11 protein-coding genes are annotated in these 14,318 nt (G+C 73.3%); 4 read left to right on the forward strand and 7 right to left on the reverse strand.

Annotation, left to right across the window (positions count from 1 at the left end; translation table 11 throughout):
- Positions 1–33 precede the first annotated feature (33 nt).
- Entirely contained in the window at positions 34–2,319 is a 2,286-nt protein-coding gene (locus tag ACZ3YO_RS08650; protein WP_465566601.1) for an FdhF/YdeP family oxidoreductase, read from the forward strand.
- 63 nt (positions 2,320–2,382) lie between these two features.
- Here the strand turns inward: ACZ3YO_RS08650 and ACZ3YO_RS08655 are convergent, their stop codons facing one another.
- Positions 2,383–3,978 (reverse strand): C40 family peptidase, encoded by a 1,596-nt coding sequence (locus ACZ3YO_RS08655; RefSeq protein WP_465566604.1) that lies wholly within the window; start codon positions 3,976–3,978, stop codon positions 2,383–2,385.
- Between the two features lie 335 nt (positions 3,979–4,313).
- Here ACZ3YO_RS08655 and ACZ3YO_RS08660 point away from each other — a divergent pair, with 335 nt between their 5' ends.
- Positions 4,314–5,504, forward strand: coding sequence for an inorganic phosphate transporter (locus ACZ3YO_RS08660; protein WP_465566607.1), 1,191 nt, complete (start codon positions 4,314–4,316; stop codon positions 5,502–5,504).
- Between the two features lie 26 nt (positions 5,505–5,530).
- Positions 5,531–5,782 (forward strand): hypothetical protein, encoded by a 252-nt coding sequence (locus tag ACZ3YO_RS08665; protein WP_405361348.1) that lies wholly within the window; start codon positions 5,531–5,533, stop codon positions 5,780–5,782.
- A 542-nt stretch (positions 5,783–6,324) separates the two neighbouring features.
- Here ACZ3YO_RS08665 and ACZ3YO_RS08670 read toward each other — a convergent pair.
- Positions 6,325–7,821, reverse strand: a complete 1,497-nt coding sequence (locus ACZ3YO_RS08670; protein ID WP_465567196.1) for an MDR family MFS transporter — start codon at positions 7,819–7,821, stop codon at positions 6,325–6,327.
- Positions 7,822–8,032: 211 nt separating this feature from the next.
- Complete coding sequence (locus ACZ3YO_RS08675) at positions 8,033–8,491, reverse strand: MarR family winged helix-turn-helix transcriptional regulator (protein ID WP_396320808.1); 459 nt, start codon at positions 8,489–8,491, stop codon at positions 8,033–8,035.
- A 120-nt stretch (positions 8,492–8,611) separates the two neighbouring features.
- Here ACZ3YO_RS08675 and ACZ3YO_RS08680 point away from each other — a divergent pair, with 120 nt between their 5' ends.
- Complete coding sequence (locus ACZ3YO_RS08680) at positions 8,612–9,655, forward strand: ABC-2 transporter permease (RefSeq protein WP_465566611.1); 1,044 nt, start codon at positions 8,612–8,614, stop codon at positions 9,653–9,655.
- Position 9,656: 1 nt separating this feature from the next.
- Here the strand turns inward: ACZ3YO_RS08680 and ACZ3YO_RS08685 are convergent, their stop codons facing one another.
- The 4 genes from ACZ3YO_RS08685 to lon form a co-directional block, all read right to left on the reverse strand.
- Entirely contained in the window at positions 9,657–10,871 is a 1,215-nt protein-coding gene (locus ACZ3YO_RS08685) for an ROK family protein (protein ID WP_465566614.1), read from the reverse strand.
- A gap of 123 nt (positions 10,872–10,994) precedes the next feature.
- Positions 10,995–11,516 carry a GtrA family protein gene (locus ACZ3YO_RS08690; protein ID WP_465566616.1) on the reverse strand — a complete coding sequence of 174 codons (522 nt, stop codon included), beginning with the start codon at positions 11,514–11,516 and terminating at the stop codon, positions 10,995–10,997.
- 32 nt (positions 11,517–11,548) lie between these two features.
- The gene (locus ACZ3YO_RS08695; protein ID WP_465566619.1) at positions 11,549–11,752 is read right to left on the reverse strand and encodes a hypothetical protein; all 204 of its coding nucleotides are present in this window, start codon (positions 11,750–11,752) and stop codon (positions 11,549–11,551) included.
- A 71-nt stretch (positions 11,753–11,823) separates the two neighbouring features.
- A complete protein-coding gene (lon, locus tag ACZ3YO_RS08700; RefSeq protein WP_465546379.1) occupies positions 11,824–14,232 on the reverse strand; it encodes an endopeptidase La in 2,409 nt (802 codons plus the stop codon).
- Positions 14,233–14,318 lie beyond the last annotated feature (86 nt).

Here is a 14,318-nt window from a genome sequence, read left to right on the forward strand (position 1 = left end):
CGGCCGGACGAGCAAGAGCCGAGGAGCGCAGTCATGGCCAAGCAGGCCCCGCAGAGCGACCCGGCGCAGGACGCCCCCCGGGTGTCGGCGCCCCAGCACGCGGCCGCCGGGCTGCCCGCGGTCGGCCACAGCCTCCGGATGGCCACCGAGCAGATGGGCGCCCGCCGCACCCTGGCCACCCTGCGCAAGGTGAACCAGCCCGACGGCTTCGACTGCCCCGGCTGCGCCTGGCCCGAGCCGGGCAGGACGCACACCGCCGAGTTCTGCGAGAACGGCGCCAAGGCCGTCGCCGAGGAGGCCACCGAGCGCCGGATCCTCGCCGAGTTCTTCGCCGCCCACCCGGTGGCCGAGCTCGCCGAACGGTCCGGCTACTGGCTCGGCCAGCAGGGCCGCCTCACCCAGCCGATGCTGCTGGACGAGGGCGCCACCCACTACACGCCGATCGGCTGGGACGAGGCCTTCGCGCTGATCGCCGAGGAGCTCCGGGCGCTGGACACCCCGGACGGCGCCGCGTTCTACACCTCCGGCCGGACCAGCAACGAGGCCGCCTTCGCCTACCAGCTGTTCGCCCGCCGGCTGGGCACCAACAACCTGCCGGACTGCTCCAACATGTGCCACGAGTCGTCCGGTTCGGCACTCACCGAGACGCTGGGCGTCGGCAAGGGCAGCGTCAGCCTGAAGGACCTCTACCAGGCGGACCTGATCATCGTGGCCGGCCAGAACCCGGGCACCAACCACCCGCGGATGCTCTCCGCCCTGGAGCGGGCCAAGCGCGCCGGCGCCACCATCGTCAGCGTGAACCCGCTGCCGGAGGCCGGCCTGGAGCGGTTCAAGAACCCGCAGAACGCGCGCGGCCTGGTCGGCCACGGCACCAAACTGACCGACCTCTTCCTGCAGATCCGGCTCGGCGGCGACCTCGCCCTGTTCCGCGCGCTCAACCAGATCGTCCTGGACGCCGACGGCGGCGTCGACGAGGCCTTCGTCGCGGAGCACTGCCACGGATTCGAGGAGTTCGCCGCCGAGGCCCGGCAGACCCGCCGCGAGGAGGTGCTGGCCGCCACCGGTCTGCCCTGGGAGCAGATCGAGGAGCTGGCCCGGCTGGTGCTCGGCTCGCGCAAGGTGATCGTCTGCTGGGCGATGGGCCTCACCCAGCACAAGCACGCCGTGCCGACCATCCGCGAGGTGGTCAACTTCCTGCTGCTGCGCGGCAACGTGGGGCGCCCGGGCGCCGGCGTCTGCCCGGTGCGCGGGCACAGCAACGTGCAGGGCGACCGGACGATGGGCATCTTCGAGCGCCCGTCCGACGCCTTCCTGGACGCGCTGGGCGGCGAGTTCGGCTTCGAGCCGCCGCGTGCGCACGGCTACGACTCGGTGGACACCATCCGCGCGATGCGCGACGGCAAGGTCAGGGTGTTCTTCGCGATGGGCGGCAACTTCGTCGCGGCCACCCCGGACACCGACGTCACCGAGGCGGCCGTGCGCCGCTGCCGGCTGACCGTGCACGTCTCCACCAAGCTCAACCGCTCGCACGTGGTGACCGGCGCCCGCGCGCTGATCCTGCCCACCCTGGGCCGCACCGACCGGGACGTCACCACCAAGGGTGCCCAGTTCGTCTCCGTCGAGGACTCGATGGGGCAGGTGCACTCCTCGCGCGGCGGCCTGCGCCCGCCCGCACCGGGGCTGCTCTCCGAGGTGGCGATCGTCTGCCGGCTGGCCCGCGCCGCGCTCGGCCCGCAGGACAACGTGCCGTGGGAGGAGTTCGCCGCCGACTACGACACCCTGCGGGAGCGGATCGCCCGGGTGGTGCCGGGCTTCGAGGACTTCAACGAGAAGGTCCGCCGGCCCGGCGGCTTCACCCTGCCGCACGGCCCGCGCGACTCCCGGACCTTCCCCACGGCGACCGGCAAGGCCAACTTCACGGTCAACCCGCTCACCGCGCCCGAGGTGCCGGCCGGCCGCCTGCTGCTGCAGACGCTCCGCTCGCACGACCAGTACAACACCACGATCTACGGCCTGGACGACCGCTACCGCGGCATCACCGGCGGCCGCCGGGTCGTCCTGGTCAACCCGGCCGACGCCGCCGAACTGGGCCTGGCCGACGGGGCGTACGTCGACCTGGTGAGCGAGTGGAAGGACGGCGTGAAGCGCCGCGCCCCGCACTTCCGGGTGGTGCACTACCCGGTGGCGCGCGGCGGCGCGGCCGCGTACTACCCGGAGACCAACGTGCTGGTGCCGCTGGACTCCACCGCCGACGTCAGCAACACCCCGACCTCCAAGGCCGTGGTGGTCCGTTTCGAGCCGGACAGCGGCGCGAGCTGAGCCCCGGAACGGCCGGGGGGCCTGCGGACCGCTGCGGTCCGCAGGCCCCCTCGGGCGTTCGCGTCAGTTCGGTCGGGCCGGCAGCGGCGTCGCGGAGGTCGTACCCGGGGCGGAGGCACTGGCCGAGCCGGTCCCGGTGGCCGAGGCGGACGAGGTCGGCGTGCCCGTCGGCGTCCCGGTGGGAGTTCCCGTGGGAGTCCCGGCGGGGGTGCCGGTGGGCGTACCGGTCGGCGTCCCCGTGGGAGTGCCGGTGGGCGTACCCGTCGGCGTCCCCGTGGGAGTCCCGGCGGGCGTACCCGTCGGCGTACCGGTCGGTGTCCCGGTCGGAGTGCCCGTGGGAGTCCCCGTCGGCGTGGTGGACGGTGTCTCCGGTGCGGGCGTGCCCGGGGCCGGCGTCCCCGGCGCAGGCGTGCCCGGCGCGGGCGTCTCCGGCACCTGGTTGGCCGGGCTCGGCGCGATCGGGGTGACGGTGTCCCAGCCGGCCGGGAGGTCCGGCACCTTCCAGGCGCCGCCCGCCTCGTCCGAGGCGGTCTCCGGGTCGGGCCGGACGGCGCCGAGGATCGGCATCGAGCCGATCGGCGACACCTTGATCACGGCGCCCGGCCGGGGCGCCTGGACGACCAGCCCGCCGCCGATGTAGAGCGCGACGTGCGTGGCGCCCTCGAAGTAGATGACGAGATCACCGGGGCGCAGCTGGTTCAGCGCGACGTGCTGGAGCTGGGCCCACTGCTCCTGGCTGGTGCGCGGGATCGGCTTGCCGGCGTGCAGCCAGGCCTGTGAGGTGAGGCCGGAGCAGTCGAAGGAGTCCGGACCGGCGCCGCCCCACAGGTACGGCTTGCCGAGCTGCGCCAGCGCGTACGCGACGGCGGCGCGGCCGGCCAGCGAGGGGGTGCGCTCACCCTTGCCGAGCGCGCCGGAGGCGAGGAAGGCGAGCTGGGCCTCGTCGGCCTTGACCTTCTCCAGCTTCTCCAGCTCGGTGCGCTGGGCGCCGGTGAGCGAGGAGACCGTCTGCTCGACGGAGGCCAGGTCGGTGGCGACCTTGGCCTTGGCGGCGTCCTGCTGGGCAACCAGCGCCTGCGAGCCCTTCAGCGCCTCCTCGTTCTGCTTCTGCAGCCCGCCGAGCGCCTCGCGGTCGGTCTTCAGCCGGTCCAGGAACTCGGACTGCGAGCGGCTGGCGGCGGCGAGCAGCTCGGCGACGGTGACCGCCTCGTACGGGTCCTTGGAGAGCAGCAGTTCGGCGTAGGCGGAGGCGGCGCCGTTGCGGTACTGGGCGGCGGCGAGCTGGGCGGCGATGTCGGTGCCGGCGTCGACCAGCTTCTGCTGGCGCTCCAGCCGGTCCTTGAGGTCGGCGAGCGTGGCCTGCTGCTCCGTCACCTTGGCGACGGCGGCGTTGTACTGCTCGGTTGCGGCCTCGGCACCCTTGTACAGCTCGTGCAGTTGGTCGAGCAGCGGGCCGAGGGTGGCCTTGGCGTCGGCGAGCGGGTCGGCACCGGGGGCGGCGGTCGGGGCGGTGACGCCGGGGCCGGGCGCGGCGTACGCGGCCTGGGTGGCCAGTGGCAGTGCGAGCGCGGCGGCCGCGAGCACGGCTCCGCAGCGCAGGGCGGCCCGCACCCACGGTCGCAGTCCGGCCGTTTCCGTCCGCTGTGCAGCCCCGCCCATGGGTGTGTCCTCCCCGACCCGACGGCTCCGGGGTCTCCGGGAGCCACGCCGATCCTGCCATGGGTTACTCGCCAGAAACAGACCGCACCCGCACGGGTCGGTGAATTCTCCGCTCCGGCTGTGAGGCGGGTCTCAGCAAACCGGACCGAACCGGGATGATCTGCGCCAATGCCCAGCTCAGCACGGCCGTGGACACCTTGGGGAAAGGTGCCGGACACCCGTCCGCCACCAGCGGAACCACGAATCCCGGCTCAGTTCACCTTCCGTTCACCGAACATCCCTACCGTCGCGAGCGACACCAACGTCAGTGCGACAACTACGACGATTGTTTGGGTATGGAACACATCTCGTTCCTGGTGGCCGTTGTGATCATCACGGCGCTCGCCTTCGACTTCACCAACGGGTTCCACGACACCGCCAACGCGATGGCCACCTCCATCGCCACGGGAGCCCTTCGGCCCAAGGTCGCGGTCACCATCGCGGCCGTCCTCAACTTCGCGGGCGCGTTCCTGTCCGTGAAGGTCGCCACCACCATCTCCGGCGGCATCGTCAACGAGAAGACCGGCATCCACCCGGAGATCATCTTCGCCGCACTGGTCGGCGCGATCCTGTGGAACCTGCTCACCTGGCTGAGAGGCCTGCCGTCGAGTTCCTCGCACGCGCTCTACGGCGGCCTGATCGGCGCCACCGTGGTCGGCGTCGGCGTCAACGGTGTCAACTTCGACACCGTCGTCACCAAGATCCTGATCCCCGCGATCGCCTCCCCGCTGGTCGCCGGCCTCGCCTCGTGGGGCGCCACCAAGCTGGCGTACGCGATCACCCGCAAGGGCAACGGCGAGACCGTCACCAAGGGCTTCAAGACCGGCCAGGTGTTCTCCTCCTCGCTGATCTCGCTGGCCCACGGCACCAACGACGCCCAGAAGACGATGGGCATCATCACCCTGACCCTGGTCTCGGTCGGCGCCCTGCCGAAGGGCGCGCTGCCCCCCACCTGGGTGATCGTCTCGGCCGGTGCGGCGATCGCGCTCGGCACCTACATGGGCGGCTGGCGGATCATCCGCTCGATGGGCAAGGGCCTCGCGGACATCCAGGCGCCGCAGGGCTTCGCCTCCGAGTCGGCCGCCGCCACCGTCATCCTGACCTCCTCGCACATGGGCTTCGGCCTCTCCACCACCCAGGTCTGCTCCGGCGGCATCATGGGCGCCGGCCTCGGCGGCCCGAAGGGCGAGCTGCGCTGGAGCCTGGTCCGCCGCATGGTCTACACCTGGGGCCTGACCCTGCCCGCCGCCGCCGTGGTCTCCGGCGCCGCGGCCTTCCTGGCCGAGCAGGGCGGCTGGGGCGTGGCCCTGGTCGGCGCCGCCCTGGTGGCCGGCTCCGGCGCGATGTGGATCCTCTCCCGCCGCCAGCCGGTCGGGGCGGACAACGTCAACGACGTCGCCCCGGTCGAGACCGTCACCCCGGTGGAGGTGGGCCCGGCCGGTACCCCGGTGACCCCCACCCCCGCCTCGACCACGGTCGCGGCCTGAGCGCCGCCGGCTGAGGAGCACACACCATGCACATCAAGTGGACCGCCCTGGCCCAGACCGCCGGCTTCAGCTTCGGCATCACCGTCGCCGTGGTCGCCGTCTTCGCGCTCGGCATCCTGGCCCTCTCCCGCCGCGAGGCCGCACTGACCGCGCAGCGCTCGGCGGCCGGCACCGGCGCCGCGACCGCCGGCCGGCTGGCCCTGGCCGGCGCGTACGCCTGCTTCGCGGTCTGCGGCGCGGCCGTCCTCTACGGCCTGTCGCTGATCGCCGGGCACTAGTTCAGCGGGCCGCGCTGATCCTGCGAGGATCCTGATCGCCCCGGCCGTCATGGCCGGGGCGATCATTGCCACACGGTGGAACGTCAGTTCTCGATCAGGACGACAACGAAGCCGGACAGTGCGGTGTCGACCTCTGCCAGGTCGAAGGCCGCAGGGTCGAACCGGCCGGCGGTGTCCAGGCCCGGGCCACTCGAAGCGTTCGTGTTCCTCGTGGCCGGGGTCGACGAGGATCCCGATGCGGTCCTCGTATCGCCGCAGCCCGCCGTGGCCACCGCGCCGAACCGGGGGTAGGCCGAGCCCGTGCGAACCCTGCCGGCCGGCACCCCCCGACCATGCGCGAGGCAGTGCCGGAGCAGGCGGATGCCCCGGGCGAGCCGGGCCGGGACCTCCTGGCGTGCCGCCCCGAGCCCCGCTGGATCGGGCACCGGGCACTGTCGCACACCTCGAAGGCCGGGGAGCATCGATGCTCCCCGGCCTTCGGCGTTCCCAAGCGAGGCGTTCCTGCGGGGTGTTCCCGCGAGGCGTTCCCGCGAGGTGCTCCGTCAGCCCTGCTGGGTGGTGCGCAGCGCGGTCTCGCGGATGAACAGCACCGTGATGAAGGCCAGCAGCGCGAACGGCGCCGCCATCAGGAAGACCACGCCCACGCCGTGCCCGAAGGCGTCCGTCACCAGCGGGACGACCGGGGCGGGCAGCTTGTGCAGGTCCGGGATGCCGCCGCCGGCCGCGGCGCCGGTGGCCGGGATGTGTGCGGCGGCCAGGTTCTCCGCCAGGTAGTGGCCGACCTTGTTGCTCATGAGGGCGCCGAGCGCGGAGACGCCCATCGCGCCGCCCATGGTGCGGAAGAAGGTGACGACCGAGCTGGCCGCGCCGAGCTCGCTCCGCGGCACCGTGTTCTGCACCGCGAGGACGAGGTTCTGCATGGTCAGGCCGAGGCCGATGCCGGTGATCGCCATGTAGACGCAGAGCAGCCCGTAGTCGGTGTCGGCCCGGGCGGTGCCGAGCAGGCCGAAGCCGATCGCCAGCATCAGGGTGCCGGAGACCAGGTACACCTTCCACTTGCCGTACTTGGTGATCAGCTTGCCGGCCACGGTGGAGGAGACGGCCAGACCGAGGATCATCGGGAGGGTCATCAGGCCGGCGATGGTCGGGGACTTCTCCCGGGCCAGCTGGAAGTACTGGCTGAGGAAGGTGGTCGCGCCGTACATCCCGATGCCGACCAGGACGCTGGCGAGCGCGGCGAGGGTGACGGTGCGGTGGCGGAAGAGCGCCGGCGGGATGATCGGCTCGGCGGCGCGCTTCTCGACCACGACGGCGAGGGCGCCGAGCAGCAGCCCGCCGCCGACCATGGCCACGGTCTGCCAGGAGAGCCAGGCGTAGTTCTTGCCGGCCAGGGTGATCCAGATCATCAGCAGGCTGACGGCGCCGGTGATGACCAGCGCGCCCAGGTAGTCGATCTTCACCTTGCGCTTGACCACCGGCAGCTTGAGCGTGCGCTGCAGCACCGCGATCGCGGCCAGCGCGAACGGGATGCCGACGTAGAAGCACCAGCGCCAGCCGAGCCAGGAGGTGTCGACGATGACGCCGCCGATCAGCGGACCGCCGATGGTGGCCAGGGCGAAGACGGCGCCGAAGTACCCGCTGTACCGGCCTCGCTCACGCGGCGGGACCATCGCGGCCAGGCAGATCTGGGCGAGCGCGGTGACACCGCCCGCGCCGATGCCCTGGAGGGCGCGGCAGGCGATCAGCTGGCCGGTGTTCTGGGAGAGGCCGGCCAGCGCCGAGGAGGCGATGTAGATGACCAGGGCTATCTGCAGCAGCAGCTTCTTGCTGGCGAGGTCGGAGAGCTTGCCCCAGATCGGGGTGGAGGCGGTGAGGGTGAGCAGGGTCGCGGTGATCACCCAGGTGTAGGCGGACTGGCCGCCGTGCAGGTCGGTGAGGATACGGGGCAGCGCATTGGAGACGACCGTCGACGAGAGCACGGCCACGAAGAGGCCGAGCAGCAGTCCGGACAGCGCCTCCATCACCTGCCGGTGCGTCATGGGTTGGTCGTCGGCGGTGGCGGCTCCGGTCGCGGCTGGGGTGGTGACGGTCATCTGGGTCCTTCGGCGGGGTGCGGAGGCGGAAGCGGGAGACGGCAGACGAAGGGCAGGAGATCGTTGCCTTAAGCAACCATAGGACGATTGGTTGACTAGGGCAACTTTCTTCAAGCCGAAGTAAAATCCGCTCCCGGCCCGCTCCGGACCTTGCGCCTCAGACCCCCATGCCCTCCCCGACCACGTCGTTGAAGCGGTGCAGCAGCTCGGCGAAGCGGACCACGTCCTCCTCGGGCCAGTCGGCCATCAGCGCGCGCACCCGCTCCATCCGGGCGTCCCGCGCCCCCAGGAAGCGCCGGCGGCCGTCCTCGGTCAGCGAGACCAGGGCCGCCCGGCGGTCCAGCGGGTCCGCCTCCCGGTCCACCAGGCCCAGCTCCTCCAGGGCCCGGATCTGCCGGCTCACCGTGGCCTTGCCCACCGCGAAGTGCACGCCGACGTCGGTCACCCGCACCCGCCCGGCCTGCTCGATGTAGGCGAGCATGCTGTACGCCATGCCCTCCAGCTGGGGATGCACCCGGCGGGACATCTCCGCCACCCGGGCCCGGCCGCGCCGGAAGAGCAGCGAGACCTCGCGCTCCACCGCCATCACGGACTCGTCGTCACTCGCCGCACTCACGGCGCCAGTATCCCGCAGCCCGCCGGGCCGGAACGCGGCGCGGGAGGGACACCGGGCCGACTAGTTGATGGTATGAAGTATCCGTTTGTCCTCTATCGGCCGATACCCAAGGAGATGTGCATGACCGCCCCAGGGAAGGTCCCGAGCCAAGGACTCGTCGCCGAACTGAAGGAAGCGGTCACCCCGCGCACGGCGCTGATGGTGATCGCCGTCCTCCTCCTCCAGCTCGGCTTCATCACCTCCTACGTCGGCGCCCTCCACCACCCGACCCCGCACGAGCTGTCGATCGCGGTGGTCGCCCCGCCGCAGGTCTCCCCCAAGCTGGTCGGGGCGCTGGAGTCGGTGCCGGACGACGCCGTGAAGGCCGTCACCGCGCCGGACGCGGCGACCGCCGCCGCCCGGATCAAGGACCAGAAGATCTACGCCGCGCTGGTCTACGACCCGGCCGGCACCGAGGACACCCTGCTGGTCGGCGGTGCCCGCGGCCCGTCCGCCGCCAGGGCCGCCGAGACCATCGTCACCGGGCTGGAGAAGTCCCAGGGCCGGACGGTGAGGACCGAGGACGTCGTGCCGCTGGCCAAGGGCGACCCCAACGGCCTCACCTCGTTCTACCTGGTGATCGGCTGGTGCGTCGGCGGCTACCTGGTCGCCTCGATCCTCGGCGTCAGCGCCGGCGCCAGGCCCGCCAACACCAACCGGGCGGTGATCCGGCTCGGCGCGCTGGCGCTGTACTCGGTCGCGGCCGGAATCGGCGGCGCGGTGATCGCCGGCCCGGCCCTGGACGCGCTGCCCGGCTCGTTCTGGGGTCTTTCGGGCGTCGGCGCCCTGGTGGTCTTCGCGGTCGGCGCCTTCACCATGGCCCTGCAAAGCTTGTTCGACATCGTCGGCATCGGCCTGGCGGTGCTGATCTTCGTGGTGCTCGGCAACCCGAGCGCGGGCGGGGTCTTCCCGCCACCGCTGATGCCGCCGTTCTGGCGGGCGATCGGCGCCTGGATCCCCAACGGCGCCGGGACGGACGCGACCCGCTCGATCGCCTACTTCGGCGCCACCAACCTCGGCATGCCGCTGCTGGTGCTGATGGTCTGGGCGCTGGTCGGGGTCGCGGTCACCTTCGCCGCCGTCATGCGCGGGCCGCGCGGCGGCCGCGAACTGGTCCGCCCGTAGGTCAGCCCTCCAGCCGGCCCGGGTCGGCGATGATCGCCCGGACCACGCCGACCGCGGCTCCGAGCAGCGGGCCGCGGCGGCCCAGCCGGGAGACCGTCAGCCGCTCGTCCGACCAGGGGCGGACGGTGACCCGGGCCGCCAGCTCGGCCCGCATCGCCGGCATCAGCCAGGGCGCCAGCTGGGCGTAGCCGCCGCCCAGCACCACCTCGGCCGGGTCGAGCAGGTTGACCGCCCCGGCCGAGGCGATGCCCAGCGCCGAGCCGGCCCCGGCCAGCGCGGTACGGACCTCCTCGTCGCCGGCCTGGGCCCGCTCGGCGAGCAGCGCCACCCAGTCGCCGCCGATCCCCTCCAGGCCGGCCGCCCGCAGCACCGCCGTCTCCCCCGCGTACTGCTCCAGGCAGCCGTGCGACCCGCACGCGCAGAGCGGCCCGTCCGGGCGGACCGGCACGTGGCCCAGCTCGCCGGCGTAGCCGCGGGCCCCGCGCAGCAGCCGGCCGCCGACCACGATCGCCCCGCCCACCCCGGCCTCGGCGGAGACGTGCAGGAAGTGGTCGGGCGCACCGCCCAGCCAGAGTTCGGCGAGCCCGCCCAGGTTGGCCTCGTTGTCGGCGTCGATCGGCAGCTCGGCCAGCTGCTCGGCGCCGGCCGCGCGCAGTGCGTGCCGCAGTTCGGCGGCGACCGGCACGTCCTGCCAGCCCAGGTTGGCGGCCCGCTGGAGCACCCCGCCGCCGTCGGCGACCAGCCCCGGCACGGCCAGCGCCAGCCCGGCCGGGCGCAGCCCCGCCTCCACGGTGGCCGCGCGCAGCAGCTCGGCCAGGTCGGCCAGGACGGCGGCGGGCCGCCGGCCCCGGTTGCGGATCTCCTGGCGGCGCCAGGCGCGGACCTCGCCGCGCAGGTCGACCACGCAGGCGCCGAGGTGTTCCACCCCGATCTCGGCGCCGAGGCCGCCCGGCCCCCGGGGGTTGAGGCCCAGCGCGGTGCCGGGCCGGCCGACCTTGCCGCTGGGTGCGGCCGGGCCCTCCTCGACCACCAGCCCCGCGGTGATCAGCTCCTCGGCGAGCGAGGAGACGGCCGCCCTGGTCAGCCCGGTGTCGGCGGCCACCTCGGCCCGGGAGCGCGGGGCGCGCGCGATCACGCCGAGCACCAGCGCCAGGTTGGCCCGGCGCATGCCCTGCTGGCTGGCGGGTCCGGCCCGGAGGCCGTCCGTCTCGCGCATCGCCCTCACCCCGCTCGGCTGCCGGACACCCGCTTCGGGGCCGGACGTTTGCAGCGTAACCGCGTTCGGCCGCCCGCTCCCGGCGGGCCGGAGGCGGGCGGCCGGACACGTGGGCGCGACCGGCTACGAGATGCGCTGCGGCTGCTCCACCGGGGTGGCGGCCGGTTCGGCGAGGCGGGTGAAGACCCAGCGCTGCATGGCCCAGTAGCGGAACAGCATCGCGACGAAGGTGCCCACGACCATCCCGCTGACGAAGTCGGCCACCCCCTCGGCGAAGGCCGTCACCCGGGGCTCGCGCAGGTCCAGCAGGTAGCGCGAGACGATCAGCGGGAGGACGTTGACGCCGATCGCCACCGCGCTGACCAGCAGGAACAACAGCACCTCGCGACGGCGGCCGACGGCCCGGAAGGACCACTGGCGATTGAGCACGTACGAGACCGCGGTGCCGACCACGGTCGCGACGGTGAGCGCCACCACCGGCTTGTGCTCCAGCACGGTGAACTTCAGCGCGAGGTTGAGCACCGTGGTCAGGCCGAAGCAGGCACTGCCGACCAGCAGGAACTTCACCAGCCGGCGGTGCCTGATCAGGAACGGGCGCAGCCCGGCCGGCACTCTGGCCAGGGCGCGCTGCGTGGGGGACGGCATCTTCGCAGTCTGACCACGGCAGCCGTCGGCCGCTACTCGTCCGCGGTGATCCGCAGCACCCCGGTGCTGGTGTCCTGGTGGGCCACGCCGCCCGGAGGCGGTCGAGCCGGCCGTCCGGAGCGAGCCGACGAGGAAGCCTCGGCGCCGGCGTACCGGGTGCGCACCACGGCGCCGGTGTGCGGACCGGTCTCCGCGCAGTGGATCTCCGCTCGGTAGGAGGGGTAAAGGTCCGGCACCGACGTGGCCGCACAGACCCTGACGGGGTGTGGGGCCCGCAGGCTCCCACACCCCGTCAGCCGGCCGCCCGTCAGGCGGCGACCAGCACCCCGGCCGGCTCCAGGGCCAGCTTCAGCACCTCCCGGACGTCCGCGACCGGGTGGACGGTGAGCCGCTCCAGCACCTCGGCCGGGACGTCGTCCAGGTCGGCCTCGTTCCGCTTGGGGATGATCACCGTGGTGACGCCGGCCCGGTCGGCGGCGAGCAGCTTCTGCTTCACCCCGCCGATCGGCAGCACCCGCCCGGTCAGCGACACCTCACCCGTCATCGCCACGTCGGTGCGCACCTTGCGGCCGGAGAGCAGCGAGGCCAGCGCGGTCGTCATGGTGATGCCGGCGCTCGGCCCGTCCTTGGGGACGGCCCCGGCGGGGACGTGCAGGTGCACGCCGCGGTCCCGCAGCGAGGTGACCGGCAGCTCCAGCTCGGCGCCGCGCGAGCGGAGGAAGGAGAGCGCGATGTGCGCGGACTCCTTCATCACGTCGCCCAGCTGCCCCGTCAGGGTGAGCCCGGTGCCGCCGGTCTCGGCGTCGGCGAGCGAGGCCTCGATGTAGAGGACGTCGCCGCCGGCGCCCGTCACCGCGAGGCCCGTCGCCACACCGGGGACGGCGGTGCGCCGCTCGGCCGGCTCCTGGGCCGCCTCGGGGACGTGGTGCGGCCGGCCGATCAGGGCGCGCAGGTCGTCGGCGCCGATCGCGGCGGGCAGCTCGCGCTCGCCCAGCTCGCTCTGCGCGGCGACCTTGCGCAGCACCCGCGCGATCGAGCGCTCCAGGTTCCGGACGCCCGCCTCACGGGTGTACTCGCCGGCCAGCCGGCGCAGCGCCTCCTCGTCGACCGCGACCTCCTCGCCCTTCAGGCCGGCCTTCTCCAGCTGGCGCGGGAGCAGGTGGTCGCGGGCGATGACGACCTTCTCGTCCTCGGTGTAGCCGTCCAGGCGGACCAGCTCCATCCGGTCGAGCAGCGGCTCGGGGATGGCCTCCAGCACGTTGGCGGTGGCGAGGAAGACCACGTCGGAGAGGTCCAGCTCGACCTCCAGGTAGTGGTCGCGGAAGGTGTGGTTCTGGGCCGGGTCCAGCACCTCCAGCAGGGCGGCCGCCGGGTCGCCCCGGTAGTCGGAGCCGACCTTGTCGATCTCGTCCAGCAGGACGACCGGGTTCATCGAGCCGGCCTCCTTGACGGCCCGGACCAGCCGGCCGGGGAGCGCGCCGACGTAGGTGCGCCGGTGGCCGCGGATCTCCGCTTCGTCCCGGACACCGCCGAGCGCCACCCGGACGAACTTGCGGCCCATGGCGCGGGCCACCGACTCTCCGAGCGAGGTCTTGCCGACGCCGGGCGGGCCGACCAGCGCCAGCACCGCACCTCCGCGCCGGCCTCCCACCAGGCCGAGCCCCTGCTCGGCCCGGCGCTTGCGCACGGCGAGGTACTCGACGATGCGGTCCTTGACGTCGGCCAGGCCGGAGTGGTCGGCGTCCAGGACGGCACGGGCGCCGGCGATGTCGTAGGCGTCCTCGGTCCGCTCGTTCCAGGGCAGCTCCAGGACGGTGTCCAGCCACGTCCGGATCCAGGAGCCCTCGGGCGACTGGTCGGACGCCCGCTCCAGCTTGTCGACCTCCTTGAGGGCCGCCTCGCGGACCTTCTCGGGGAGGTCGGCCGCCTCGACCCGGGCGCGGTAGTCGCCCTCCTCGTCGGCCGGGTCGCCGTTCAGCTCGGCCAGCTCCTTGCGGACGGCCTCCAGCTGCCGCCTGAGCAGGAACTCCTTCTGCTGCTTGGCCACGCCCTCCTCGACGTCCTTGCGGATGGTGTCGTTGACCTCCTCCTCGGCGAGGTGGTCGCGCAGCAGCGTCAGCGCGTACTCCAGGCGGGCCACCTGGTCGGCCTCCAGCAGCACCTTGAGCTTCTGCTCGGCGGTGGCGAAGGACGCGTAGCCGATGTTGTCGGCCAGCTCGCCGACGCCCTCGGTCTGGGCCACCCGGTCGACGATCTGCCAGGCGCCGCGCCTGCGCAGCCACTGGGTGGAGAGCGACTTGTACTCCTTGACCAGCTCGGCGGCGCGCCCGGCCACCGGGGTGCCGACCGAGGACTCCCGGAAGGGCGTGGTCTCCACCCAGAGGGCGGCGCCGGGCCCGGTGGTGCCGACGCCGATCCGGACCCGGCGCACGGCGCGCACCAGCGCCGCCGGCCCCCCGACGGAGTCGGGGCCGTCGGCCAGCCGGCCGACCTGCTCGACGGTGGCGAGGGTGCCGACCGCCGCGTACGAGCCGTCCACCCGCGGGACCAGGAGGACCTGGGGCTTACCGGTGCCGGTGGCCGCGGCCCGCGCGGCCTCGACCGCGGCCCGCACCTCGGTGTCCTTGAGGTCCAACGGGACGACCATGCCCGGGAGCACGACCTCGTCGTCGAGAGGCAGCACGGGCAGGGTGAGCGGTGTGGACGTCGATGCCATGATCTCTCCCCAGTCAGCGAAGTTGAGTTGACCTGACTAAGGTTTGGCGAGCGCCGGATGTTCCCGGCCCGTCGTTCGCCATGAGC

The sequence above is a fragment of the Kitasatospora sp. NPDC022785 genome, from assembly GCF_055561295.1.